General features: G+C 73.2%; 22 protein-coding genes. 14 read left to right on the top strand and 8 right to left on the bottom strand.

Translation table 11 applies throughout. The annotated features are described in order from the left end of the window. The first annotated feature begins 106 nt into the window (after positions 1-106). Positions 107-730: a hypothetical protein gene (locus tag K5S26_RS01710; protein ID WP_221855394.1), complete on the top strand. Its 624-nt coding sequence runs from the start codon at positions 107-109 to the stop codon at positions 728-730. A 7-nt stretch (positions 731-737) separates the two neighbouring features. Here K5S26_RS01710 and K5S26_RS01715 read toward each other — a convergent pair whose 3' ends face one another. Beyond that, positions 738-1001 carry a helix-turn-helix domain-containing protein gene (locus K5S26_RS01715; protein ID WP_221855395.1) on the bottom strand — a complete coding sequence of 88 codons (264 nt, stop codon included), beginning with the start codon at positions 999-1001 and terminating at the stop codon, positions 738-740. 100 nt (positions 1002-1101) lie between these two features. On the opposite strand from K5S26_RS01715, the gene K5S26_RS01720 reads away from it, so the two are divergent. From K5S26_RS01720 to K5S26_RS01730, 3 genes are read left to right on the top strand one after another with little or no spacing between them, the layout of a single operon-like run. Next, entirely contained in the window at positions 1102-1842 is a 741-nt protein-coding gene (locus K5S26_RS01720; RefSeq protein ID WP_221855397.1) for an SAF domain-containing protein, read from the top strand. Beyond that, positions 1839-3101: a nucleotide-binding protein gene (locus tag K5S26_RS01725; RefSeq protein WP_221855398.1), complete on the top strand. Its 1263-nt coding sequence runs from the start codon at positions 1839-1841 to the stop codon at positions 3099-3101. The genes K5S26_RS01720 and K5S26_RS01725 overlap by 4 nt, the downstream gene beginning before the upstream one ends. Before the next feature lie 9 nt (positions 3102-3110). Further along, on the top strand, positions 3111-4616 hold the full coding sequence (locus K5S26_RS01730; RefSeq protein ID WP_221855400.1) for a sensor histidine kinase: 1506 nt from the start codon (positions 3111-3113) through the stop codon (positions 4614-4616). 156 nt (positions 4617-4772) lie between these two features. On the opposite strand, the gene K5S26_RS01735 is transcribed toward K5S26_RS01730, so the two are convergent. Then, entirely contained in the window at positions 4773-5021 is a 249-nt protein-coding gene (locus tag K5S26_RS01735) for a WhiB family transcriptional regulator (RefSeq protein WP_029152980.1), read from the bottom strand. 250 nt (positions 5022-5271) lie between these two features. Between K5S26_RS01735 and K5S26_RS01740 the strand changes: the two genes are divergently transcribed. Beyond that, a complete protein-coding gene (locus K5S26_RS01740) occupies positions 5272-5688 on the top strand; it encodes a histidine kinase (RefSeq protein ID WP_221855402.1) in 417 nt (138 codons plus the stop codon). A gap of 36 nt (positions 5689-5724) precedes the next feature. Here the strand turns inward: K5S26_RS01740 and K5S26_RS01745 are convergent, their stop codons facing one another. From K5S26_RS01745 to K5S26_RS01755, 3 genes are read right to left on the bottom strand one after another with little or no spacing between them, the layout of a single operon-like run. Further along, positions 5725-6462 carry an EI24 domain-containing protein gene (locus K5S26_RS01745; RefSeq protein ID WP_308122716.1) on the bottom strand — a complete coding sequence of 246 codons (738 nt, stop codon included), beginning with the start codon at positions 6460-6462 and terminating at the stop codon, positions 5725-5727. A 37-nt stretch (positions 6463-6499) separates the two neighbouring features. Then, positions 6500-7903: a permease prefix domain 1-containing protein gene (locus K5S26_RS01750; RefSeq protein WP_221855404.1), complete on the bottom strand. Its 1404-nt coding sequence runs from the start codon at positions 7901-7903 to the stop codon at positions 6500-6502. Next, positions 7900-8256 (bottom strand): PadR family transcriptional regulator, encoded by a 357-nt coding sequence (locus K5S26_RS01755; RefSeq protein ID WP_221855406.1) that lies wholly within the window; start codon positions 8254-8256, stop codon positions 7900-7902. The genes K5S26_RS01750 and K5S26_RS01755 overlap by 4 nt, the downstream gene beginning before the upstream one ends. A 170-nt stretch (positions 8257-8426) precedes the next feature. Here K5S26_RS01755 and K5S26_RS01760 point away from each other — a divergent pair, with 170 nt between their 5' ends. Both K5S26_RS01760 and K5S26_RS01765 read left to right on the top strand, forming a co-directional pair. After that, complete coding sequence (locus tag K5S26_RS01760; RefSeq protein ID WP_221855408.1) at positions 8427-10988, top strand: ATP-dependent Clp protease ATP-binding subunit; 2562 nt, start codon at positions 8427-8429, stop codon at positions 10986-10988. A 210-nt stretch (positions 10989-11198) separates the two neighbouring features. Beyond that, positions 11199-11612: a VOC family protein gene (locus tag K5S26_RS01765; protein ID WP_221855410.1), complete on the top strand. Its 414-nt coding sequence runs from the start codon at positions 11199-11201 to the stop codon at positions 11610-11612. A 51-nt stretch (positions 11613-11663) separates the two neighbouring features. Here the strand turns inward: K5S26_RS01765 and K5S26_RS01770 are convergent, their stop codons facing one another. Next, positions 11664-12719 carry a winged helix DNA-binding domain-containing protein gene (locus K5S26_RS01770; RefSeq protein WP_221855412.1) on the bottom strand — a complete coding sequence of 352 codons (1056 nt, stop codon included), beginning with the start codon at positions 12717-12719 and terminating at the stop codon, positions 11664-11666. A 48-nt stretch (positions 12720-12767) separates the two neighbouring features. Between K5S26_RS01770 and K5S26_RS01775 the strand changes: the two genes are divergently transcribed. Beyond that, complete coding sequence (locus K5S26_RS01775; RefSeq protein ID WP_221855414.1) at positions 12768-13544, top strand: LLM class flavin-dependent oxidoreductase; 777 nt, start codon at positions 12768-12770, stop codon at positions 13542-13544. A gap of 65 nt (positions 13545-13609) precedes the next feature. Here K5S26_RS01775 and K5S26_RS01780 read toward each other — a convergent pair whose 3' ends face one another. Beyond that, on the bottom strand, positions 13610-15049 hold the full coding sequence (locus K5S26_RS01780) for a xylulokinase (protein ID WP_221855416.1): 1440 nt from the start codon (positions 15047-15049) through the stop codon (positions 13610-13612). Positions 15050-15138: 89 nt separating this feature from the next. Beyond that, positions 15139-16329: a xylose isomerase gene (gene xylA, locus K5S26_RS01785; RefSeq protein WP_221855418.1), complete on the bottom strand. Its 1191-nt coding sequence runs from the start codon at positions 16327-16329 to the stop codon at positions 15139-15141. Positions 16330-16535: 206 nt separating this feature from the next. On the opposite strand from xylA, the gene K5S26_RS01790 reads away from it, so the two are divergent. The 6 genes from K5S26_RS01790 to K5S26_RS01815 all read left to right on the top strand — a co-directional run bounded on the left by K5S26_RS01790 (position 16536) and on the right by K5S26_RS01815 (position 24460). Further along, positions 16536-17546, top strand: a complete 1011-nt coding sequence (locus K5S26_RS01790) for a LacI family DNA-binding transcriptional regulator (protein ID WP_221855420.1) — start codon at positions 16536-16538, stop codon at positions 17544-17546. Between the two features lie 126 nt (positions 17547-17672). Continuing rightward, positions 17673-18962 carry an ABC transporter substrate-binding protein gene (locus K5S26_RS01795; RefSeq protein WP_221855422.1) on the top strand — a complete coding sequence of 430 codons (1290 nt, stop codon included), beginning with the start codon at positions 17673-17675 and terminating at the stop codon, positions 18960-18962. A gap of 155 nt (positions 18963-19117) precedes the next feature. Continuing rightward, on the top strand, positions 19118-20020 hold the full coding sequence (locus tag K5S26_RS01800) for a carbohydrate ABC transporter permease (protein ID WP_221856000.1): 903 nt from the start codon (positions 19118-19120) through the stop codon (positions 20018-20020). Continuing rightward, a complete protein-coding gene (locus tag K5S26_RS01805) occupies positions 20020-20895 on the top strand; it encodes a carbohydrate ABC transporter permease (protein WP_221855424.1) in 876 nt (291 codons plus the stop codon). Before K5S26_RS01800 ends, K5S26_RS01805 begins: the two co-directional genes overlap by 1 nt. Before the next feature lie 2 nt (positions 20896-20897). Then, positions 20898-23060, top strand: a complete 2163-nt coding sequence (gene yicI / locus K5S26_RS01810; RefSeq protein WP_221855426.1) for an alpha-xylosidase — start codon at positions 20898-20900, stop codon at positions 23058-23060. Then, positions 23057-24460 carry a GH1 family beta-glucosidase gene (locus K5S26_RS01815; RefSeq protein WP_221855428.1) on the top strand — a complete coding sequence of 468 codons (1404 nt, stop codon included), beginning with the start codon at positions 23057-23059 and terminating at the stop codon, positions 24458-24460. Before yicI ends, K5S26_RS01815 begins: the two co-directional genes overlap by 4 nt. The last annotated feature ends 55 nt before the right edge of the window (positions 24461-24515 follow it).

Consider the following 24515-nt stretch of genomic DNA (forward strand, 5'->3'; position numbering starts at 1 on the left):
CGAGACGGCACGTATGTCCGTGGAGAGCAATCCGATTGCCTCTGCTGCGGTCACGGCCTGTGGACGGATCGCGCGGGCCGGCGGGCGTCGGTCCTACACTCGCCGCGTGCGATGGGACCGCTTCTTCGACGACCTGGAGGATCAGCTCGCCGCCGAATGGGAGGCCGAGCGGGCCGCTCTCGAGTCGGAGGCGGAGCGGCTCCGGCTCGCTCGCGTCGACCTGAGGACCCGCCTCGGCGGCCTCGTCCGCGACGCAGAGGGCGGGGTGCTCCTCGAGCTCGCGGACGGCGCGGTCGTGGAGGGACGGCCGGCCGCGGTCGGCGCCGACTGGGTCGCCGTGCCGGATGCGGGCGGTCGGCGGCTGTCGCTGATCCCCCTGGCCGCGATCCTGGCGATCCGGTGCTCGCACGGCGATCTGCTGCGCAGCGCCCGACCGTCGGAGGGCGCCGACCGTCTGGCCGCCCGTGTGACGTTCGCCCTCGCGCTGCGCGACCTCGCGCGACGTCGCGTCGGTGTGACGATCGGGCTGACGGGCGGCACGAGGGTCGAGGACACCACGCGTGTGCTCGCGGGGACGATCGACCGGGTGGGCGCCGACCACCTCGACCTCGCCCTGCACGACGCGGGCTCGCCGCGGAGGGCGGCGGAGGTGCGCGGCTACCGTCTGCTGCCGCTGGGCGGGGTGGCGTGGGTGCGCATCGACGCGTCGGCCGGGGTCCCGGTGCTCTGAGCGGAGATCAGGCGCGCCCGCGTCCCCACAGCTCGGGGAAGCTCGCGGCGTTCGACTGCCGCCACAGCGCCATCCGACGTGCCTCCTCGGCCTGCGCGTCCAGGTAGTCGGCCACGCTCTCGCGCTCGATGCGCCAGCGCGCCGGAGAGCCGACGCGGGCGCCGCGGAGCCGCCCTTCCTGCACCAGCTCGACGACCTCGTCGACGTCGATGCCCAGCAGCTCCGCGACCTGCGCGGGCGGCACGTGACGGCGCGCGAGATCCTCGTCCATGCCCCCATTATGGGCGCCGGTGCGAGCGCCACCCGCTCGCTCGGACCCACCTGTGGACAACTGCCGAGGCCGGGCCGCCCCTTTTGCCACCATGGCCCGCATGAGCAGCATCTCGGATCGTCCGGTGACGCCCCTCGCGCGATCGAGGCGGAGGGGGTTCTGGGCCGATGCCCGCTTCGTGATCGGCGTCGGCCTCGTCGCGGCGTCGATCGCAGGCGTCTGGTTCGTGGTGGGCGCCGCCCGTCAGACCGTCGCGGTGCTGGCCGCCGCCGACACGCTGGTGCCCGGCCAGCCTGTCACGGCGGCGGACGTGTCGGTCGTCGAGGTCGCGCTTGGCAAGGCCGGCGACGCGTACCTCGCCCCCGACGACCTCGGCGACGGGCTCGTCGTCCTGCGAGCGGTGGGCGCGGGCGAGCTGCTCCCGTCCGCCGCCGTCGGCGACAGCGACCGCAGCACGCGCACGGCGGTCGTGGTGCGCAGCTCGGTCGACGTGCCGGCGGGAGTCGAGCGGGGCGCGCTCGTCGAGCTGTGGGAGACGCCCGCCGCCGAGCCCGGCACGTTCGAGACGCCGCGGGTGCTGGTCGCGGACGCGGTCGTCGCTCGCGTCACTCGCGAGGAGGGCGTGATGGTGACCGCCGGCGCATCGCTCGAGCTCGTCGTCGACCGAGCGGACGTGCCCGCGGTGCTGGCCGCGGTGGCGGCGGGCTCCGCGCTCTCGACGGTGCCCGCCGCAGGCGGCGCGCTGAGCGCCGCCGAGGCCGTGGACGGGGCCGGGAGCGATCCCGCCGGCGAGCCGGCGCAGGACGTGACGGAGAGCGAGACCACGGAGGACGCGGGGTGATCGCGCTCGTGGCGGCGGCGCCCGGCGACACCGAGCGCATCTCGGAGGAGCTCCGGGACGCGGGTGTCGCGGGCGTCTCGTCGATCGAACCCGACGCGCTCGCCGAAGCCGGAGCGGCGGCGTGGAGCGGTGCGGAGCCGCTTCGGCAGGCGGACACCCTCGTGCTGGCCGTTCCGCGGGCCCTCACCTCCGCCCTCGTCGGCGAGTGCGACCGGCTGGGGGTGCGCATCGTGCTGCTCGCCGATCGCCCCGCCGACGTGCGGGCCGCGCGGGCGTTCGGCATCGGGGAGCCGCTTGCTCCGGACGCGCCCGGATGGCGGATCGTCGAGGCCGCCGCCGGCCCGCGGCTCGACGCCGAGGCCGAGGAGACAGCCGCGCAGGGGCGGGTGATCGTGGTGTGGGGCCCCGACGGCGCGCCCGGTCGCACCACGCTCGCGATCGGGCTCGCCGTCGAGCACGCCCGCGCCGGAGACCACGTCGCGCTCGTCGACGCGGACAGCAGGTCGCCGTCGGTCGCGATCGCGCTCGGCCTCGCCGACGAGAGCCCGGGCCTGGCCGCGGCCTGCCGACAGGCGGAGTTCGGGCTTCTCGACGCCGGCGAGCTGCTGCGCGTCAGCACGCCCCTCGGCGACCCGGCCGGTCGTGTCGACGTCCTCACCGGCATCAACCGCGCCTCCCGCTGGCCCGAGCTCTCGGCACCGCGCCTGAGCGCGGCGCTGCGCGCGATCCGGGCGTGGGCCGACGTCGTGGTCGTCGACGTCTCCTCGTCGCTCGAGACCGACGAGGAGATCGTCAGCGACCTCGACGGGCCTCGTCGGAATGCGGCCACGCTCGCCGCGCTGGCGGAGGCGGACGTCGTGGTCGCGGTCGCGGGAGCGGATCCGGTCGGTCTCGCGCGTTTCGTACGGGCGCACGCCGAGCTCCGGCAGGCGATCGGGCGCACCCCGGTGCGAGTCTTGGTGAACCGCGTGCGCGCGAGCGCGCTCGGCGTCGACCCGCGCGGCCAGGTGCGGCGCGCGCTCGAGCGGTTCTCGGGGATCGCCGACGTGTCGTTCGTCCCCGACGACCGCCGGGCCGCGGATGCGGCGCTTCTCGCGGCGCGCCCGGTCGCCGAGGTGGCGCCGCGGTCCTCGCTCGCCCAGGCGGTGCGCCGGATCGCGGCAGGGCTGCGTCCGGGCGCCGGCGCATCGCCGGTCGGACGTGCGGCCGCGCGGCGACGGCGCCCCGTCGCCGCGCAGGCCGCCCCCGCCGGGCACTAAGCTGGTGCGGTGTCGACCCTCAGTGACCTCGTCTACGCCCAGGGAATCGCGAGCGAGGCGGATGTCGAATGGCTCCACCGCGTCGCCGGAGACGGGCAGCTGCTCGCCGATCTGTCCTTCGCGGACATCGTGATGTGGGTCCCGACCGCCGACGACTCGTTCGTCGCCGTCGCGCACACCCGCCCCGGCGGCGCTGCGACCCTCTTCTACCGCGACATCGTGGGGGAGCGGATCCGTCCGCAGTGGCAGGCGCAGGTGCGCGAGGCGTTCCAGTCGGCCGCCATCGTCGACTCGTCGAGCCCCGAGTGGTTCGAGGAGACCCCGACCCGCGTGCGCGCCGTGCCGATCATGCGCGCCCTCGACGGCGAGAGCGGCGTCCTGGGGGTGCTCACGCGCCACACGAACCTCGGCGACGTGCGCACGCCGTCGCGTCAGCAGATCACCTTCAACGACTGCGCCGACGACATCTTCCGCATGATCGCCACGGCGGACTTCCCCGACCTGGCGGCGCCCACCGGGCCGCGCCGCGGCGCACCTCGCGCGGCCGACGGGCTGATCCGCCTCGACGTCGACGGCATCGTGACGTTCGCGAGCCCCAACGCCCTGTCGGCGTTCAACCGCGTCGGGTTCGGCGAAGAGCTCGAGGGCGAGTCGCTGGCGGAGGTCACCAGCCGCATCCTGCCCGCGTCGCGCGACACCGACGAGTCCCTGCCCGTGGTCGTCACCGGTCGGGCGCCATGGCGCACCGACATCGAGGCGCGGGGCGTCACGGTCTCGTTGCGGGCCATCCCGTTGCGCGACCACGGCCACCGCACGGGCGCGATCGTGCTCTGCCGCGACGTGACGGAGCTGCGTCACCAGGAGCAGGAGCTGCTGACGAAGGACGCGACGATCCGCGAGATCCACCACCGGGTGAAGAACAATCTCCAGACGGTCGCGTCGCTGCTGCGCATCCAGGCGAGGCGCACCACGTCGGACGAGGCGCGCGAGTCGCTGACCCAGGCGATGCAGCGGGTGGCCGCGATCGCCGTGGTGCACGACACGCTCGCGAGCGGGCTGTCGCAGAACGTCGACTTCGACGAGGTGTTCGACCGGGTGCTGCGTCTGGTGGCCGAGGTGGCCGCCGCGCCGAACACGCTCGCCCACACCCACTCGATCGGCAAGTTCGGCGTGCTGCCGAGCGAGTACGCCACGCCCCTCGCCCTCGCCCTGACCGAGCTCGTGACCAACGCCGTCGAGCACGGGCTGAAGGGGCAGGAGGGCAAGGTCGAGATCATCGCCGAGCGCGACGAGGAGCGGCTCCTCGTCCGTGTCCGCGACTCGGGCAGCGGCCTGCCCGAGGGCACCGTCGGCCGCGGGCTCGGCACCCAGATCGTGCGCACCCTGATCCAGGGCGAGCTCAGCGGCTCGATCGACTGGCGGACGCTGGCGGGGAACGAGCCGCCCGCGGGCGGCGAGATCGGGGCCGGCACCGAGGTGCTCATCGAGATCCCCCTGAAGTGGATCAAGCGCTGACGGGCCCCGGACGTGCGAAGAGGCGCCTTCCCGAGCGGGGGAGGCGCCTCTTCGCTGCTGTGGGTACTGCGATGATGCGTACTGCGGTGATGCGGGATCTCGGATCGCGCAGGTTCCGTCTCCTCCGCTCGTCGCGGGGGCCCGGAACGAGGCGCGTCAGCCTGCGCGGCGGGCGCGGGCGGCGCGGCGCTTGAGCGCGCGACGCTCGTCCTCGCTGAGGCCGCCCCACACGCCCGAGTCCTGACCGGTCTCGAGGGCGTACTGGAGGCAGACCTCGGTGACGGTGCAGCGGGCGCACACCGACTTGGCCTTCTCGATCTGGTCGACCGCCGGGCCGGTGTTGCCGACGGGGAAGAAGAGTTCCGGGTCGACTGTCAGACAGGCCGCCTTGTCGCGCCAATCCATGGTGATGCTCCTCGCAGTGTGGTGGGGTTCGAGCGAGCGCACCGCGCCCGTTGTCGAGGGTGAGAAGCGTGTCCGTTCGGGTCGGATACGCTGGTCATGAAGCGAGCCTGAGCCCGCCACCCCACCACGTCGTGGGAAACATGCCGTTAACAATCGTCATACAGTTGGGGCCCCAGGTCAAGGGTTTTGGCGACGAAGTCCGAGCACGGACCGCGCACGCCCGACGGAGTCCCGCCGTGAGGAGAGCCTCGTGCCCCGCACCGTCGCCCGGATCGCCGCCGCAGTCGTCGCCCTGGAGGCCGTCGGCGTCCTCGCGCTCGCCGGCTGGCAGATCGTCGCCCTGGTGGGGCACGACACCACGTCCGCCGTGAGCGCGATCGCGCTCATCGTCCTGACGGTGGTGGGGGCCGCGGCCATCGCGGCGTTCGCCGCCGCGACCTGGGCCGGACGCTCCTGGGGACGCTCGGGCGGCATCGTGACCCAGCTCCTGGTCCTCGCCGTCGCCGGAGGCGCCCTCACGGGCGCGTATCCGCATCTCGGCACCGCCCTGGCGCTGGGCGTCCCCGCCCTGGTCGCACTGGTGCTGCTGTTCCTGGCCGCCCGCGAGGCGAACCGGGCCGAAGGCCGCGGAGCGCTCGCCGCGGGCGACCGTCACCCCGAGGGCTGACCCGCCGTCCTCGCTCGTGGGAGCGGGACGCGCTCCCTACCCCGCGTCCGCCTCGCCCGCCAGATGTCGGGCGAGCAGCGCGGCTCCGGCGACCGCGGCCGGCATGACGACGACCGCCGCGAACGGCACGAGGAAGCAGACGTGCACGGCCACGCCGAAGCCGAGCACGCGGCCGCGATGCCCGCGCACCAGAGCGGCGCGCGCCGGCGCGTCGAGGCCGCGCGCGGTCAGCCCGCGCGAGGCGAGCTCGTCCGCGATCACGCGGCCGTTCAGGAGCGCGCCGGTCACCGCGGCGGCCGGCGCGCCCACGAACGGCACGAGTCCGACGGCCCCCGCGCCGAGCGCGGCGAGCACGCCGCGCGCGAAGAGGCTGACGGCGTCGCGGGCGGCGCTGACGATGCCGTAGGGGTGATCCGGGACGGCGCCGCCGGTCTCCCGTTCCACCGACCTCCAGATGCGGTCGTAGAACGGCTCGCCCACGACGAGCGTCAGCGCCGTGAAGACGGCGACCGAGAGCACGACGGTCCCGCCCACCACCGCCAGCCCGACGACCGTGCGCAGCAGGCTCGACCAGATCGGGTCCCAGGAGTCGGCGAACGGGGTGACGGCGGTCGCGAGGTGCGGCGCGCCGAACGCGATCGCGACCAGCGCGGCGGTGAGGGCCAGGCCGACGATGCCGGCGGGGATCAGCCCGGCCGCCATGATGCCGGGACGGCGACGCCACCAGCGGAAGCCGTCGAGAAGCGTCGTGATGCCCCGCCAGAACTCCCGCACGCGTCCAAGGATAGGCGCGCGCGGGAGCGGCCGGACGTCACGTACCGGGGAACAGGAGAGGGAAGGCGACCGTGACGAAGAGCGCCCACACCGCGTAGACGGGCAGATAGCCGGTGTGCCAGCGCGCGATCCGCGCGAAGCCGGCGTGCCCCCGGAACGACGAGACCGTGAGCCAGGCGTGGCCGGCCAGATGCACGAGCACCAGGACGTTCACGCCGATCGCGGCCGTCTTGTTCGCGCTGAAGCCGAACTCCGCCGTGCGGGCGATCATCGCCGCCAGCATGATCGCGTCGACGGCGATCGCGGCGAGGATCGTGGCGAGCTGCACGCCGTCGAACCAATCGGGGCGTGCGAGCGGATCGCGCGCCGACACCGAGTAGAGCGACAGCGCCAGCACGAGCACGAGCACCCCGTCCATGAGGATCAGCAGGCCGCGATCCACCTCGGCGAGCGTGCCGGCCGTCGCGAGGACCGCGAGCAGGGCGACCAGCATGATGAGCGTCAGGGGCGTGAACACCCGCGTCAGGACCGGCGCGATGTTCTCGATCACCTGCTGCTTCGCCTCGACGAGCCATGCCGCCACCAGGACCGCGCCGGGCACGCACAGCGGCAGGATCCAGTCGACGTAGGCGATGGAGACGTCCGCTCCGACCAGCGAGAAGACCGCGGCGGTCAGGCCGAGGAGAACCCCGCCGCCGAGTGCCAGAAGTGCGTAGTACACGACGAACTCGCCGGTGAAGCGCACGAAGTCCATGCGGCGGTCGCCCGAGAGGATGCGTCCGCCCATGTACGCCACGCCGACGACGGCCCACAGCACGATCGGGGCGTGCAGCGCGCTGAGGACGGACAGCTGCCCGAACGCCAGGGGGAACGGCACGACCGCGAGGGCGACGGCCAGCGCGGTGACGGCTCCGGCCACGCCGATCGTGACCGGCGGCGACAGCCGTCTCTTCCAGGCGAGATAGGCGATCAGGAACGGCGCGACGTAGAGCGACGCGGTGCGCAGCATCGCTCCCGCGGCGGCCTCGTCGGGCAGGCCGTCGAAGGTCAGTCCCGTCACCGTGAGCGCGACCTTGAGCGCGATGCCGGCTGCCAGCCCCGCGGCGATCGCCACCGCACCCTCCCGCCGCCCCCGCCCGGCCGCGGGGCCGGCGGAGGGCGAGAGGGAGAGCTGCTTCCAGAGCCTGTCGGAGTGCTCGCGCGCGTACTCGCCGGACATCGCGTCGATGTCGCCGAGGCGGCGGATGGCGACGAGGAACGCCTCGTCGTGATCGAGCCCGCGGGCGGCGAGCTCGTCGATCTGCGCGCGCAGGTGGTCCTCGAGCTCCTCCACGTCGGCGGCCGAGATCGCCTGGCGGCGCTGCACGTAGCCGCGCCAGCGGGCGATCTGCGCGTCGAGGGGATCGGACTGCGGCGTCGGCGCCGCCTGCGCGGCGGTCACGCGGGGGCTCCCGCGACCGTGGGGGCGTGGCCGTCCCAGGCGCTGCGCAGCGCGTCGACGACGACGGACCACTGCGCCTGTCGGTCGGCGAGCGCCTCCCGACCCGCTGCGGTGATGGCGTAGTGCTTGCGGCGTCGCCCGCTCTCGGAGACGCCCCAGGACGACGACACGTGGCCGAGGCGCTCCAGGCGGTGCAGCAGGGGGTAGAGCATTCCGTCGTTCCACGACATCCGCCCGCCGGAGAGCTCGCCGACCCGCTTCAGGATCGCGTATCCGTAGAGCTCGCCCTCGGCCAGGATGCCGAGCACCAGCGGGGTGGCGGATGCCGCCACCAGGTCCTTGTCGATGCGCATGGTCCTCCCTCTCTTCATGCCTCGCAGCTCAAGGTATCCGATACCTCGGACTGTGAGGCATGAGAACTCCTGGGAATAGTCCGTCCCGGTCCTGGTTGAAGTTGATATCGTGTGACTCAAGTTCACGGACTTGATATCACTCCACGCAAGTTTCAGGAGGAGATGCGGCGATGCCCGACACCCCGTTCGACGGAACCGGCCCCAACGCGTTCGACGAGTTCCTCGCCCGCTACCTGCAGGGCGAACGAGCTCGAGCGGCGCGCTCGGTCGACCTCAGCCGATACCTGAGCGCGCGCACGCAGGAACTGCTGCAGGGCGCCGGACGCTACGCGCTCGGCCGCGGACAGCACGAGCTGGACGCGCTCCATGTGCTGCGCGTTCTCGCGGACGACGGCGCGGTGGGAGAGGCGATCTCGCGCGTGGGTGCCGATCGTGCCGCCGTGATCGCGGCCTCCGAGCAGCGGCTGCCGCAGGCCGGACCGAGCGCGGACTCGGACGGCGCCGTCATCACGCCGGCCGTGCACCGCACGCTGTTCCACGCCTTCCAGGTCGCCCGCGCGTCGGGATCGACCTACATCGATCCCGAGCACGTCTTCTTCGCCCTCGTCCTCGCCCAGGACACGCCGGCCGGGCAGATCCTGTCGGCCGCGGGGGTCACCGCTGAGGCGCTGACCCAGGGCGTGCGGGAGACCGTCGCCGCCGCCTCGGAGGGTGCGACGGGGCCGTCCGAGGACGAGGCCGCCGCCGGCGGCATGCTCGGCAGGTACGGCACCGACCTCACTCAGCGCGCCCGCGACGGACTGCTCGATCCGGTCATCGGACGGGCCGACGAGATCGAGCAGACCATCGAGATCCTCTCTCGGCGGACCAAGAACAACCCCGTGCTCGTCGGCGAGGCGGGTGTGGGCAAGACCGCGGTGGTCGAGGGGCTCGCCAGGGCGATCGTCGCCGGAGAGGTGCCGGAGCAGCTGCGGGACAAGCGCGTGATCGCCCTCGACCTCGCCGCCATGCTCTCGGGCACCCGCTACCGCGGCGACTTCGAGGAGCGGCTCACCCAGACCATGGACGAGGTCGCAGAGCAGCGGGACGACGTGATCCTGTTCGTCGACGAGATCCACACCGTGGTCGGCGCGGGCGGCAGCGGCGAGGGCGCGATGGACGCCGGCAACATCCTGAAGCCGCGCCTCGCGCGCGGCGAGCTGCACCTCGTCGGCGCGACCACACTGCGCGAGTACCGCACGATCGAGAAGGACGCCGCGCTCGAGCGCCGCTTCCAGCCCGTGCGCGTGGGCGAGCCCTCTGTGCCGGACGCCGTCGAGATCCTCCGCGGCCTCCGCTCGGCCTACGAGCAGCACCACCGCGTGACGTTCACCGACGACGCCCTCGGCGCCGCGGTCGAGCTGAGCGACCGGTACCTCACCGAGCGGGTGCTGCCGGACAAGGCGATCGACCTGATCGACCAGGCGGGGGCGCGGCTGCGCCTGCGGCTCGGTGCGCCGGCCGACCTGGGCGAGCTGACAGAGCGGCTCGCCCAGGTCGAGGCCGAGAAGAACGCGGCCGTCGCCGCCGAGCGCTACGAGGACGCCTCCCGTCTGCGCGACGAGCTGGGCGAGGTCCAGCAGCGCATCGCGAACGCCTCCTCCGAGGGCGCTCCGGCCGTCGTCGACGAACCCGAGATCGCCGCCGTGGTGAGCAGGGCCACGGGGATCCCGGTCGCCCGGCTCACCGAGACGGAGCGCGAGCGCCTCGTCACCCTCGAGGACGAGCTGCACGAGCGGGTCATCGGGCAGGACGACGCGGTGGCCGCCGTCGCCCGCTCGGTCCGCCGCAGTCGCACCGGGATGGGCGACGCCCGTCGTCCGGTCGGCTCGTTCCTGTTCCTCGGCCCGACGGGCGTGGGCAAGACCGAGCTCGCGAAGGCCCTGGCCGGCCGGCTGTTCGACGACGAGGGCGCGATCGTGCGCTTCGACATGAGCGAGTTCGGCGAGCGCCACACGGTCGCGCGCCTGGTCGGCGCCCCTCCGGGATACGTGGGTTACGACGAGGCGGGACAGCTGACCGAGCGCGTGCGCCGCAACCCGTACTCGATCGTGCTGTTCGACGAGATCGAGAAGGCGCACCCCGACGTGTTCAACCTGCTGCTGCAGGTGCTCGACGACGGGCGCCTCACCGACGGGCAGGGCCGCACGGTCGACTTCCGCAACACGGTCATCGTGATGACGTCGAACCTCGGCTCGGAGTTCCTCGCCTCGAGGGCGGGGGCCATCGGGTTCACGTCGGGCGGGCGCGAGTTCGACGACGAGGACCTGCGGGCCCGCGTCATGGGCCGGCTGCGCGAGTCGATGCGGCCCGAGTTCCTCAACCGCATCGACGAGATCGTCCTGTTCCGCAAGCTCGAGCGTGCGCAGCTGCGCGAGATCGTCGGGCTGATGCTCGGCGCGACGCGTGCGCGTCTCGCCGCTCGCGGCGTGACCCTCGAGGCGACGGACGCGGCGATCGACTGGCTCGCCGAGCACGGCTACGAGCCCGAGTACGGCGCCCGGCCGCTGCGTCGCCTGATCCAGCGCGAGGTCGACGACCGCATCGCCGACCTGTTCGTCACGGGCGCGCTCGGTGAGGGCGGCACGGTCCGCCTCGACGCGGGTCCGCTCGACACGGGTTCGCTCGACAAGGCGTCCCGGGCAGGCGGCCTCGTCGTCTCGGTCGCGGAGGAGATGGCCGCCGCGGCCTGACGCGGGGGCAGCGGGCGGGCACATCCGCACGCGGCCGGACCGCACCTCGTGACGGGGAGGTGCGGTCCGGCCGCGCCGCCCCGCGCGGCCGCCGCGCGGGGCACCAAGGGCCCCCCCCGCCCCCCCGCCGCCGCCCCCCCGGCGCGCGCCCCCCCCCCCCCCCCCCCCCCCGCGGCCCTGCGCGCCGGCGGCGCGTGACAGCATGGCCACATGGAGCAGCGCATCAGTTTCGTCACCCTCGTCGTCGCCGACGTCGAGGCCAGCCGCCGGTTCTACGTCGACGGGCTCGGCTGGGAGCCGGAGCTGCACGTCGCCGGCGAGGTGCTGATGCTCAGGGTCGCCGACCGCGTCATCCTGTCGCTGTGGGACCGTGCCGCCGCCGAGCACGAGCTCGGGCCCGTGGCGGCGGACGGCACTCCGCCGATCGCCCTCGCGCACAACGTCGACGGCGAGGCCCGTGTGGACGCCGTGATCGACGAGGCGCGCGCCGCGGGCGCGGATGTCGTGGCTGAACCGCGGCGACGCGAGTGGGGCGGCTACTCCGGATACTTCGCCGACCCGGACGGCTACCGCTGGGAGGTCGCCCACAACCCGGGCCCCATCGGGCAGGCCGTGCTGCCGTAGCGCCGGCCCGCTCCCGGCCGGGCCTCGCGCCGGGAGCCGCGGCCGAGGGGATCAGACGTGCGGCCAGTCCGCGAGGGCGCGGTCGATCCGCCGGCGCGTGGCGGCGTCGGTGCGCTCGACGAGCTCGAGCACCGGCTGGCGACCCGCCGAGGACCGGGCGGCGGGGATCCGCCAGGAGCCGACGACGACGCCGTCGACGAGCACCGCGGGGCGGAACACGCCGTTACCGCCCGGCACCAGCGCGGCCATCATCCGGGAGCTCGCGACGAGCGACCGGTCGGCGTAGCCGAGGATCCACTCGTCGAAGCCCGGCACCAGGGTGACGTTTGGGGCCTCCACGGGCTTCGGCGCCTCGGGCGGCTCCAGCGACCATGCCGTGGTGCCCGCCACAGAAGTGACGACGAGGTCGTCCACCAGCGCCGCCGCCCGTCGCAGCTCGGTCTTCGGCAGCTTGAACCACCACGCGGCGTCGTCGGCCGTCACCGGCCCGCGAGCCCGTACGTAGCCGCGCAGGAGGCGGGCGAGACCGTCCAGGCCGGGCTCCGGGTCGTGCTCCGCGGCCGGGGTGAGCGTCAGCAGCTGCTCCTGGCCCGAGAACGGCCCCCAGTGCATCAGGCCGCCCACCGCGAGGTGGAACAGGAGGTGGTAGCCGCGGCCGCCGCGCGTCGGGATGCCCGCGGCCTCCCACAGCTCGAGCGCCTCCGAGCGCGTGCGCGGCCGTTCCCGCAGCGCGTCTCCCAGGATGCCGCGGGCGCGGTCGAGGGTCGCGTCGTCGAGGCCGAGCTGCTCGCGGCGCCGGGCGGTGGACCGGAGCGTCCGCTCGCCCGTGCGCGCCAGGATCGCGCCGAGGTCGCGCGGGGTCGTCGCGAACAGGGTCCCGCGCACCGGCCAGGATCGGACGAGCCGTCCGGCGTCGAAGGCGGCGCGCACGTCCTCGACGCCCGTGCCGGGTCGCGACCGGATCGCGATCGCGCGGAGGACTGCCGGCAGATCCTGCCCCTGAAGCGCGACCGCTCGCGCGACGACCTCCACCGGCGACAGCTCGGAGCCGCGCAGCAGCTGGGCGGACAGGCGGGCGCGCCGCGCTTCGGCGGGCGTGAGCTCCATGCGGGTCACGCTACCGCCAGGGTCGCCGCGAGGTGCCAGGATCGACGCATGGAACTGCATCGGGTGTCCATCGGGATCGCTGCCGCCGTGGGCGCCGACGTCGCCCGCCGCATCGCGCCTCTGATGGAGGACGCGGGGCTCGGCGCGCTGTGGGTCAACGAGACGCCGGGGCACGACGCGCTCGAGGTCGCCGCCGCAGCCGCGGCGGCCACGACGCGGCTGCGGGTCGCGACGGGCGTGATCCCCGTCGATCGTCGTCCGGCGGCGGAGCTGCTCGACGAGCTCGGCCGCCTGCGCATCCCGCGCGAGCGGCTCGTCCTCGGCATCGGCTCGGGCGCCGCCCGGACCGGGGTCCTCGGCCTGGTGCGCGGCGCCGTCGACGAGCTGCGCGCGGGCGGCGCCGGCGAGGTCGTCGTGGGGGCGCTCGGCCCCCGCATGCGTCGTCTCGCAGCCGAGGAGGCGGACGGGGTGGTGCTGAACTGGCTCACGCCCGCGGCCGCCGCGCAGCAGGCGGCCGAGCATCGTGCGTCGGACGCGAGCGGGCGCGTCGTCCTGTATGTGCGTACGGCCGTGGACGCGGAGGGGGTGCGCCGTGTCGAGGCGGAGGCGGCCCGCTACGCGGGGATCCCGTCCTACGGCGCGAACTTCGCGCGCCTGGGCTTCGGGCCGATGGACACGGTCGCCCGTCCCGACGACCTCCTCCGCGACCGTGTCGCGGAGTATCTCGATGCCGTGGACGAGGTGGTGCTGCGCGCCGTCACCGCGGACGACGACCCCGCGTCCTACGTCGGCTTCGTGGAGCGCGTGACAGCCGCGATCCGCTGACAATCCGTTCCTGCGCCGAGAATGCGTGCGATCGCTGCATTCTCGGCGCGAAGAGGGATTCTCGCTCAGCGGTGGGCGGCGTACTGCTCGCGGATCACGGGGCGGGTGTCGCGGGGCGGCTGCGCGGTCAGGGCGACCGGCCAGGCGGGGCGCTCGCCCGTGAGGGCCCACGCCGCCTGCGCCGCGGCGCCGGAGGCGACGTACTCGCCGGGCTCCGGCACGACCACCGGCGCGTCGAACACCTGCGCGGCGATGGCGGCGACCGCCGGGTTCTGGGCCGCGCCCCCGACCAGCAGGATGCGCTCCGCGGCCACCCCGTGCGCGCGTCCGGCGTCGAGCACCGCGTCGAGGCCGTCGGCCAGGCCCGCGAGCATGCCCTCGACGGCGGCGCGTGCGAGGTTCTCGCGCGTCGTCGACGCCAGCGTCATCCCGAACAGGGTCGCCGTCGCGTCGGGCAGGTTGGGGGTGCGCTCGCCCTCGAAGTAGGGCTGCAGGACGAGCCCGGCGGCGCCGGGCTCGGCGGCGAGGGCGAGCCGTCCGAGCTCGTCGTGATCGACGCCCAGCAGGAGGGCGATGCGGTCGAGCACGCGCGCGGCGTTGAGCGTCGCGATGAGCGGCAGGAACACCCCCGACGCGTCGGCGAAGCCCGCCACCGTCCCGGAGGCGTCGCGCACCGGCGCGTCGGTGACGGCGAACACCGTGCCGGAGGTGCCGATCGACACCACGACGTCGCCCGACGCGGCGCCGAGGCCGAGCGCGGCGCCGGCGTTGTCGCCGCAGCCGGCGCCGACCACCAGTCCGGCCGCCGGCGACCCGGCGCCGCCGCGCACGGACTCGGCCGGGCCGAGCACGCGCGGGAGCACGACGTCGGAGGCGTCCCGGCGCAGCGCGAGCGACAGCAGGTCGCGGTCGTACTCGCCGCTCTCGCCGTCGAAGTACGCGGTGCCGCTGGCGTCCGATCGATCGGTCACCAGCTCGCCCAGCACGGGGCCGAGCGGCGAGGCGTCCGCCTCCGGCGCCGCGGGACCGTAGCCGCGCAGGCGCCACGTCAGCCAGTCGTGCGGCAGCGCGACGGCGGCCACCCGGGCGGCCCGATCGGGCTCGACATCGGCGAGCCAGCGCAGCTTCGTGGCGGTGAACGACGCGACCGGCACGACGCCCGTGCGCCGGGCGAACTCCTCGGCGCCGACCTCCCGGGTCAGGTCCGCGGCGGCTCCGGCCGAGCGCGTGTCGTTCCACAGCAGGGCCGGGCGGATCACCGCGCCGTCGGCGTCGAGCGCCACCATGCCGTGCTGCTGCCCGCCGATCGCGATCGCCGCGACGTCCGAGATCCCGCCGGCGTCGGCGATGGCCGCCTGCAGCGCGTCCCACCAGTGCCGGGGATCGACCTCGGTGCCGTCGGGGTGCGAGGCGCGCCCGGTGCGGACGACCTCGCCCGACTCGAGGTCGCGGATCACGACCTTGCAGCTCTGCGTCGAGCTGTCGACTCCTGCGACGAGCGTCATCGCTCCTCCTGTTCCGATGGGCTGATCATGCGACCCGCCGCCGTCCCGGGACGGGGCGGCGGCGGGTCGGCGGTGACCGACGGGGGCCGTCAGCGCGCGCCGAGCAGGTGCTCGGTGGCGAGCTGCTGCAGGCGGACGAAGCCGAAGCCCTTGCCGCCGAGGTAGGCGTCGGCGTCGAAGTCCTCGAACGCCGAGCGGTCGGCGAGCAGGTCGTCGTACGACTCGCCGTCGTTCAGCGTGGGCTGGCCGAGCTCGAGCACCTTGGCGGCCGCGAGCGCCTCCTGCACCTCGGGGTCGGCGCGGAACGCGGCGGCCCGCTCCTTCAGCAGCAGGTAGGTGCGCATGTTCGCGGACGCGGAGTCCCACACGCCCGTCTCGTCCTCGGTGCGCGAGGGCTTGTAGTCGAAGTGGCGCGGGCCGTCGTAGGAGGGGACCCCGCCGGGGCCGCCGTTCTCGAGGAGGTCGACGAGCGCGAACGCGTTGTGCAGGTCGCCGTGCCCGAACACGAGGTCCTGGTCGTACTTGATGCCGCGCTGGCCGTTCAGGTCGATGTGGAACAGCTTGCCGTGGTACAGCGCCTGCGCGATGCCGGCGGCGAAGTTCAGCCCGGCCATCTGCTCGTGGCCCACCTCGGGGTTGAGGCCGACGAGCTCGGGGCGCTCGAGCGAGTCGATGAAGGCGATCGCGTGGCCGAGGGTCGGCAGGAGGATGTCGCCGCGGGGCTCGTTCGGCTTCGGCTCGATGGCGAAGCGGATGTCGTAGCCCTTGTCGGTGACGTAGTCGCCGAGCAGGTTCACGGCCTCGCGGTAGCGCTCCAGGGCGGCGCGGATGTCCTTGGCGGAGTCGTACTCGGCGCCCTCGCGCCCGCCCCACATCACGAAGGTCTTGGCGCCCAGCTCGGCGGCGAGGTCGAGGTTCCGCAGCACCTTGCGCAGGGCGAAGCGACGCACCTGGCGGTCGTTGGAGGTGAAGCCGCCGTCCTTGAAGACCGGGGCGCTGAAGAGGTTGGTCGTCACCATCGGCACGACGACGCCGGTGTCGGACAGCGCGCCCTTGAGGCGGTCGATCTGCGTCTGGCGCTCGGCGTCGGTGGAGCCGAAGGCGAACAGGTCGTCGTCGTGGAAGGTGAGGCCGTAGGCGCCGAGCCCGGCGAGCTTCTCCACCGCGTGCACGACGTCGAGCGCCGGGCGGGTCGGGCCGCCGAAGGGGTCGGTGCCGTTGTAGCCGATGGTCCAGAGGCCGAAGGAGAACTTGTCGTCCTTGGTGGGGGTGAGCGACATGGGTGGTGCCCGCTTTCAGCGTCGTCGGTGAATTGTTGCAGAGCAAAACATATCAAGCCGACCGCTCGCGTGCAACGAGACGGCGGGTGCTCGGGCGGGAGCTGCGCGCAGGTCGTGCTTGCGCCCGCGGCCGCGGGTGCCTATAGTCGCCCCGAACCAATCGAAGCGCTTCGCCTCCGGAGCGCCTCCCGGCTGCGAGGACGCACATGGTCACGATCAACGAGGTCGCCAAGGCCGCCGGCGTGTCCATCAGCACCGTGTCGTACGCCCTCTCCGGCAAGCGCACGATCTCGCAGACGACCAGGCAGCGCATAGACCGCGCCATCCGCGATCTCGGCTACCGGCCGCACGCCGGCGCCCGCATGCTCGCCGGCGCCCGCACCCACATCCTCGCCCTCAGCGCGCCGCTGCACTCCGACGGGCACCTGCCCACCCACATGCGTTTCGTGACCGCCGTCGTGCAGGTCGCGCGCGAGCACGAGTACGACGTGCTGCTGCTCGCCACCGACGACGAGACCAGCGGCATCCGTCGCGTGGCGGACAGCTCGCTCGTCGACGGCGTCGTCGCCATGGGGGTGTCCGAGCGGGACGAGCGGGTGCCTCTCATCCGCGAGCTCGGGGTGCCCGCCGCCTTCATCGGCGTGCCCGACGAGGCCGACGGCCTCGCCTGCGTCGACCTCGACTTCGACGCCGCGGCGCGCATGGCGCTCGACCGACTCGCGGACGCCGGCCATCGCGTGGTCGGGATGATCGGGCATCCGCACGGCTACCTCGACCGTCGGCAGGGCTTCCTCGCGCGCTTCGAGCACGGGCTCGACGCCGCGGCGAGTGCGCGCGGCGTGCGCCTCGTGCGGCAGTGGGCCGAGGTCGAGCGCGGCTCGGGTGCACGGGCGATCGACGCCCTGCTCGACGGGGAGCCGCGTGTGACGGCGGTGATCTTCCACTCCAACGAGCCCGTGGTGGAGGAGGCCGAGAGGCGCCTCGCCGAGCGCGGCGTCGACGTGCCGGGCGAGCTGTCGCTCGTCGCGGCCGCGGCGAGCTACGACCCCGCCGACCTCGCGGTGCCGCTCAGCGGCATCACCCTGCCGCTGGAGCGCATGTGCCGGATCGCCGTCGAGTCGGCGCTGGCGAACGTCGGGGGAGGCGGGGCGGGCGGGCACGAGCTGCTCGCGCCGGAGTACGTCGACAGGGGGTCGGTGTCCGCCCCGCGGCGGTGAGCCGAGGCGCGCTCGCGCGCCCATCGTCGAAGCGCTTCGACATCAACGGGACCCATACCCCACAACCGAACAGACACGCGGGACCACCGCGACCATCGGGCGAAGCCCACTACAAGGAGGTAGAAGATGAAGACTCGGCGAACCCTCGCCGCCGCCGGAGCGCTCGCGCTCGCCGGAGGCGCCCTCGCCGGCTGCAGCGCCCCCGCGGCGCAGGAGTCGGACGACGTGCTCACGCTGTGGCACTACGAGGGGGACAACTCGGCCATGGGCATCGCCTGGGCCGAGGCGATGGAGGTCTTCGAGGAGGAGACCGGCGCGACGGTCGAGTTCGAGGAGCGCAGCTTCGAGCAGATCCGGCAGACGGCGAGCCAGGTGCTCAACTCGGACGAGGCCCCGGACCTCCTCGAATACAACAAGGGCAACGCCACGGCGGGCCTGCTCTCGAGCCAGGGGCTGCTCGAGCCCCTCGACGACGCGGTGGCCGAGTACGGCTGGGACGACAAGCTCGCGCCCTCCCTCCAGACCACCGCGCGCTACGACGAGAACGGCGTCATGGGGTCGGGCAGCTGGTACGGCGTGCCGACCTACGGCGAGTACGTGCAGTTCTTCTACAACACCGAGATGTTCGAGCAGTACGGGCTCGAGGTGCCGACCACGCTCGAGGAGCTCGAGGAGGTCATGCAGGCGTTCGTCGACGAGGGCGTGACGCCGCTGGCGGAGGCCGCCGGGGAGTACCCGCTCGGCCAGCTCTGGTACCAGCTCGCGCTGAGCCAGGCCGACCGGCAGTGGGTGAACGACTACCAGCTCTACGAGAACCCGGTGGACTTCTCCGGTCCCGAGACCGCCTACGCGACCGAGACCGTGAAGGACTGGGTCGACAGGGGCTTCATCTCCGGCGACGCCACCGGTCTGGCCGCCGAGGACGCGGGCACCGGGTTCATCAACGGCACGTACCCGATGTTCTTCTCCGGCAGCTGGTGGTACGGGCGGTTCCTCGACGAGGCGCAGGACGACTGGGCGACCTTCCTCTTCCCCGGCGCGGAGATGTCTCCGGGCTCGTCCGGCAACCTGTGGGTCGTGCCCGCGGCGTCCGGCGACAAGGACCTCGCCTACCAGTTCATCGAGATCACCCTGCGCCCGGAGATCCAGGCGCTCATGGGAGACAACGGCGGCGTGCCCGTCGCGGCGGACGCCGCCGACCTCACGAACGAGTCGAGCGAGGAGCTGATCGCGAACTTCAACACGCTGCTCGACCGCGACGGTCTGGCGTTCTACCCCGACTGGCCGACGCCGACGTTCTACGACGAGCTCAACGCGGGGCTGCAGGGCCTCGTGAACGGCACCCTCACGCCCGCCGAGACGAACGAGCAGCTCGGCGCCGACTACGACGCGGGCCTGCCCGCCGGCGTCCGCTGACCGCACGATCGAGCCGCCACGGCGGGGTCCTCGCCGACCCCGCCGTGGCCGGAGGGAACATGACGACCTTGCAGACCCCGGCGCCGGACGCGCAGGGCCCCACCCGGGCGATCGTGACGGCGGGCGCCGCCCGTCGCCGCGGCGACGGCCACGGGATGCCCTTCCTGTCCGGCGGCAGCTACTGGTGGTATCTGGTGCCGGGCCTCGCCCTGCTGACCATCATCATCCTGGTGCCGCTCGTCTGGAACGTGTACCTGAGCTTCACCGACTACCGGGGCATCATCGCGCCGCGGTGGACGGGGCTGGACAACTGGACGCGGCTGTTCCAGGACGAGCGCTTCTGGCTGTCGTTCCGCAACAGCGTGGCGATGATCCTCGCGATGGTGATCGTGCCGACGCTGCTCGGCCTGGTCGTCGCCGCGGCGCTCTTCGACGTCATCGGCCGCAAGTTCGGCGGGCGGACCGCGTCGTTCCTGCGGGCCACCTACTACCTGCCGCAGATCCTGCCGTCGGTGATCGCGGCGATCGTGATCGGCTGGATCCTGCGGCCGGAGAACGGTGCGCTCAACACCATCCTGCAGGCGGTCGGCCTGGGCGGCCTCGCGGGGAGCTGGCTCGGCGATCCGCAGACGGCGCTCGGCAGCATCATGGTGGTCCTCGTCTGGATCCAGATCGGCTATCCGGTCGTGATCTTCATGGCCGCGCTCGAGCGCGTCGACCCGGAGCTGTACGAGGCCGCCGAGATCGACGGCGCGGGATGGTTCCGCCGCTTCGCCGCCATCACCCTGCCGATGATCCGTCCCGAGGTGTTCGTGGTCGCGCTGACGTGCACCATCGCGGCCCTGAAGGTGTTCGGGCCGGTCTACGCGCTCACGGGCGGCGGTCCGAACTTCGCCACCATCGTGCCGAGCTACTACTCGTACAGCCAGTTCTTCCAGAGCCAGCAGGTGGGCTACGGAGCCGCCATCGCGACGGCGCTGACGGTCGTGATCGTCGTCGTGTCCGTCCTGTTCGTCTGGGCGCAGAACCGCGCCGAACGGAAGGAGAGCGAGCGCTGATGAGCGCCACCACCGCCATCGTCACCCGGGGCGCCGCGCCCCGCAATCGCCGCCGCCGCACGGTCGGCGACTGGATCGTGCTCGCGATCGTCGCGATCACGGCCCTGGTCGTGCTGTTCCCGTTCCTGGTGATCCTGATCAACTCGTTCAAGTCGCCGCAGGACTACGCCACCGGCGGCCCGCTGCAGCTGCCCACCGGCCTCTACTTCGACGGCATCGCCGCCTTCTGGCAGCGGGTCGACTTCCCGCAGAAGCTCTGGAACAGCTTCTTCATCTCGGGCACGGTGGCGGTGCTCGCCGTCGTCGTCTCCGTGCTGAACGCGTTCGCGATCGGGATCGGACGCGTCCGCGGCCGGGTGCCGCTGATCCTCGTGTTCCTGCTGGCCAACATGCTGCCGCAGGAGGTGCTGCTGTACCCGCTGTACACGCTGTTCCGCGCGGTCGGCCTGTACGACAACGTCTGGGCGGTGATCATCACCTTCGTGGTCATCCAGAGCGCGTTCGGCACCTATCTGCTGGCGAGCGTGTTCGGCACCTTCCCGAAGGAGATCCTCGAGGCGGCCTCACTCGACGGCGCGGGCCGCTGGCGGGCGCTGTGGCAGGTGATCGTGCCGGTGAGCCGGCCGACCCTGGGCGTCCTGATGGTGTTCTTCTTCATCTGGACATGGAACGAGTTCCTGATCCCGCTCACGTTCCTGATCGGGAACGCGAACCAGACGGTGCCGGTCGCGATCAGCGTGCTGCAGGGCGACCGGCTGATGGACGTCACCACGACGAGCGCCTCGGCCCTGCTCGGGCTCATCCCGACGCTCGTGTTCTTCCTCATCTTCCAGCGCACCCTCGCGCGCGGCATCACGGCAGGAGCGGTCAAGTAAGCATGAAGTTCACGGATGGATTCTGGCAGCTGCGCCCGGGAGTCGACGCGCTGTACGGGCGGGAGGCATTCGAGCTGCGGGCGGAGGGACGCGCGCTCGTCGCGCTGGTGCCGACGAAGGTCGTCGAGCGGCGCGGTGACACCCTCAACCGTCCGGTGCTGACGGTGACGCTGACCTCGCCCCTGGCGGGCGTGATCGGGGTGCGGATCGAGCACCACCGGGGCGGACGCGACGAGCGCGGCTTCGACCTGGTCGGCGCGGAGGAGGGGCACGGCGAGGTCGTCGTGGACGGCGAGGAGGGGCGGCTCGTCAGCGGCGACGTCACCGCCGTGATCCGTCGGGGCGCGCCGTGGAGCCTCGAGTTCCGCGACACCGCCACCGGACGGCTGCTGACGTCGAGCGGAGAGAAGTCGCTCGGCTACATGCGGATCGCCCCGGGCGCCCAGGTCGATCCCGGCATCGTCGGCAACGCCCGTGCCGGCACCGACACGACACCCGCCGCGGCGTACGTGCACGAGCAGCTCGGGCTCGGCGTGGGCGAGCTGGTCTACGGCCTCGGGGAGCGGTTCGGTCCGCTCGTGAAGAACGGTCAGGCCGTCGACATCTGGAACGCCGACGGGGGCACGTCCAGCGAGCAGGCCTACAAGAACGTGCCCTTCTACGTCACCAACCGCGGCTACGGCGTGCTGGTGGACCACCCCGGTCACGTCTCGTTCGAGGTCGGATCGGAGGCCGTCGAGCGCGTGCAGTTCTCGGCTGCGGGGGAGACGCTGGAGTACTTCGTGCTCGCGGGCGAGGATCCCGCCGCCGTGCTCGAGCGCTACACCGCGCTGACCGGGCGCCCGCCGACGCTCCCGGAGTGGTCCTACGGTCTCTGGCTCAGCACCAGCTTCACGACGTCCTACGACGAGGCGACGGTGACGTCGTTCATCGACGGCATGGCGGAGCGCGACATCCCGCTGGAGGTGTTCCACTTCGACTGCTTCTGGATGCGCGACTTCGGCTGGTGCGACTTCGAGTGGGACCCGCGGGTCTTCCCCGACCCGGAGGGCATGCTCGCGCGCCTGCACGAGCGGGGGCTCGCGGTCTGCGTCTGGATCAACCCGTACATCGCGCAGCGCTCGCCGCTGTTCGACGAGGGGCTCCGCGAGGGCTACCTCGTGCGCCGGCCGGACGGCTCGGTGTGGCAGTGGGACCTGTGGCAGGCGGGCATGGCGCTCGTCGACTTCACGAACCCCGACGCGCGTTCCTGGTACCAGGGGCACCTGCGCCGGCTGCTGCGCCAAGGCGTCGACTGCTTCAAGACCGACTTCGGCGAGCGGATCCCCCTCGACGTCGTCTACGCCGACGGCTCGGACCCGGAGCGGATGCACAACCTGTACGCGCAGCTCTACAACGAGGCGGTCTTCGAGGTGCTGCGCGAGGAGCGCGGGGAGGGCGAGGCCGTGGTCTTCGCCCGGTCCGCGACAGCGGGCGGGCAGCGCATGCCCGTGCACTGGGGCGGCGACAGCACCTCGTCGTTCGCGTCGATGGCCGAGACGCTGCGCGGCGGGCTCTCGCTCGCGTTCAGCGGCTTCGCCCACTGGAGCCACGACATCGGCGGCTTCGAGGGGCTGCCGGACCCCGCGGTGTTCAAGCGCTGGGTGGCCTTCGGCCTGCTCTCGAGCCACAGCCGCCTGCACGGCTCGGACACCTATCGCGTGCCGTGGCTGTTCGACGAGGCCGAGGGCCGCGACGAGGCCGACCCGCAGAGCGCGGTCTCGGTGCTGCGGCGCTTCACGACCCTCAAGCGCCGGCTGCGCCCCTACCTCGTGGCCGCCGGCGACGAGGCGGCGGCCACGGGCGTGCCGGTGATGCGCCCCATGGCGCTGGCCTTCCCGGACGACCCGGGCGCGGCGCATCTCGACCGGCAGTACCTGCTCGGCCCCGACCTGCTGGTGGCTCCCGTGTTCACCGCGGAGGGGGACGTGGAGCTGTACCTGCCGGAGGGGCGGTGGACGAGCCTGCTCACCGGCGAGACGGTCGAGGGCGGGGGCTGGCGCCGTGAGCGCCACGGCTTCGACAGCCTGCCGCTGTACGCGCGGGCCGGCTCGGCCGTGATCGGCCTGGCATCCGACGACGCCGACGCGGTCGACGTCGTCCCGACCGGGGGAGACGTCCGATGAGCCGCGAAGACCCATCCCTCGTCTTCCCGCCGGAGTTCCTGATCGGATCCGCCACCGCCGCCTATCAGATCGAGGGCGCGGCGGCGGAGGACGGACGCACGCCGTCGATCTGGGACACCTTCAGCCGCACGCCGGGCCGCACCTGGAACGGCGACACGGGCGACGTGGCCTGCGACCACTATCACCGCCTCGAGTCCGACCTCGACCTGATGGCCGGGCTCGGCCTGCAGGCCTATCGGTTCTCGCTCTCGTGGTCGCGACTGATGCCGAACGGCGGCTCCGCGGTGAACGGACGCGGCCTCGACTTCTACGAGCGCCTCGTCGACGGGCTGCTCGACCGGGGCATCCAGCCGATCGCGACCCTCTACCACTGGGATCTGCCACAGGAGCTGGAGGACGACGGCGGCTGGGCGAACCGCGACACGGCCCTGCGGTTTGCCGAGTACGCCGCGGCCGCGGCCGGCGCGCTCGGCGATCGCGTGGACGCGTGGACGACGCTCAACGAGCCGTGGTGCTCCGCCTACCTCGGCTACGGCTCGGCCTCGCACGCGCCCGGCCGGACCGAGCCCGCGGCGGCGCTCGCCGCGGTGCATCACCTCAACCTCGCCCACGGCCTGGCCGTGCCCGAGATCCGCCGCGCGGCGACGAGCGATCCCGACGTGTCGGTCACGCTGAACTTCCACGTGATCCGGGGCGACGACGAGGAGGCGCGTCGGCGGGTCGACGCCCTCGCCAACCGCGCCTTCACGTCCCCGATGCTGAGCGGGCGGTACGACGCCGACCTCCTGGAGGACACCGCCGGGGTCACCGACTGGGCGTTCGTGCGCGACGGCGACCTCGCGCTGATCCGCCAGCCGATCGACCTGCTGGGGGTGAACTACTACTCGACCGTCACGGTGCGGATGTGGGACGGCCGGGGCGACCGCGAGAGCAACGACGGGCACAAGGACGCCGCCGGGTCGGCGTGGCCGGGCAGCGAGCACGTGGAGTTCCTCGCCCAGCCCGGCCCCTATACGGACATGGGCTGGAACATCGCGCCCGAGGGGCTGGAGGAGCTGCTGGTGTCCCTGTCCGCGCAGTTCCCGGCGCTGCCCCTGATGGTGACCGAGAACGGCGCCGCCTTCGCCGACGAGGTCGAGGTGGGCGCGGGGGCCGCGCGCGTGCACGATGCGGCGCGCGCGGACTACCTCCGAGAACACTTCGCCGCCGCGCGGCGCGCGATGGACCGCGGCGTCGACCTGCGCGGCTACATGGTGTGGTCGCTGTTCGACAACTTCGAGTGGGGGTACGGCTACTCCAAGCGGTTCGGCATCGTGCGGGTCGACTACGACACCCAGGAGCGGATCGTGAAGGACAGCGGGCTCTGGCTGCGGGGGCTGCTCGCCGCGCACCGCCGCTGATCCGCGACGATCCGTCTCTGCTCCGAGAATGCGTGCGGCACACGCATTCTCGGAG

Source organism: Microbacterium marinilacus, from assembly GCF_019753765.1.
GTDB classification, from domain to species: Bacteria; Actinomycetota; Actinomycetes; order Actinomycetales; family Microbacteriaceae; genus Microbacterium; species Microbacterium marinilacus.

What these genes read in the sequence shown, in the direction of transcription:
- K5S26_RS01715 (WP_221855395.1), bottom strand. Translation starts at nt 1,001, where the DNA reads ATGGACGAGGATCTCGCGCGCCGTCACGTGCCGCCCGCGCAGGTCGCG.
- K5S26_RS01720 (WP_221855397.1), top strand. Translation starts at nt 1,102, where the DNA reads ATGAGCAGCATCTCGGATCGTCCGGTGACGCCCCTCGCGCGATCGAGG.
- K5S26_RS01735 (WP_029152980.1), bottom strand. Translation starts at nt 5,021, where the DNA reads ATGGATTGGCGCGACAAGGCGGCCTGTCTGACAGTCGACCCGGAACTC.
- K5S26_RS01755 (WP_221855406.1), bottom strand. Translation starts at nt 8,256, where the DNA reads ATGCGCATCGACAAGGACCTGGTGGCGGCATCCGCCACCCCGCTGGTG.
- K5S26_RS01760 (WP_221855408.1), top strand. Translation starts at nt 8,427, where the DNA reads ATGCCCGACACCCCGTTCGACGGAACCGGCCCCAACGCGTTCGACGAG.
- K5S26_RS01765 (WP_221855410.1), top strand. Translation starts at nt 11,199, where the DNA reads ATGGAGCAGCGCATCAGTTTCGTCACCCTCGTCGTCGCCGACGTCGAG.
- K5S26_RS01770 (WP_221855412.1), bottom strand. Translation starts at nt 12,719, where the DNA reads ATGGAGCTCACGCCCGCCGAAGCGCGGCGCGCCCGCCTGTCCGCCCAG.
- K5S26_RS01775 (WP_221855414.1), top strand. Translation starts at nt 12,768, where the DNA reads ATGGAACTGCATCGGGTGTCCATCGGGATCGCTGCCGCCGTGGGCGCC.
- K5S26_RS01780 (WP_221855416.1), bottom strand. Translation starts at nt 15,049, where the DNA reads ATGACGCTCGTCGCAGGAGTCGACAGCTCGACGCAGAGCTGCAAGGTC.
- xylA (WP_221855418.1), bottom strand. Translation starts at nt 16,329, where the DNA reads ATGTCGCTCACCCCCACCAAGGACGACAAGTTCTCCTTCGGCCTCTGG.
- K5S26_RS01790 (WP_221855420.1), top strand. Translation starts at nt 16,536, where the DNA reads ATGGTCACGATCAACGAGGTCGCCAAGGCCGCCGGCGTGTCCATCAGC.
- K5S26_RS01795 (WP_221855422.1), top strand. Translation starts at nt 17,673, where the DNA reads ATGAAGACTCGGCGAACCCTCGCCGCCGCCGGAGCGCTCGCGCTCGCC.
- K5S26_RS01800 (WP_221856000.1), top strand. Translation starts at nt 19,118, where the DNA reads ATGCCCTTCCTGTCCGGCGGCAGCTACTGGTGGTATCTGGTGCCGGGC.
- K5S26_RS01805 (WP_221855424.1), top strand. Translation starts at nt 20,020, where the DNA reads ATGAGCGCCACCACCGCCATCGTCACCCGGGGCGCCGCGCCCCGCAAT.
- yicI (WP_221855426.1), top strand. Translation starts at nt 20,898, where the DNA reads ATGAAGTTCACGGATGGATTCTGGCAGCTGCGCCCGGGAGTCGACGCG.
- K5S26_RS01815 (WP_221855428.1), top strand. Translation starts at nt 23,057, where the DNA reads ATGAGCCGCGAAGACCCATCCCTCGTCTTCCCGCCGGAGTTCCTGATC.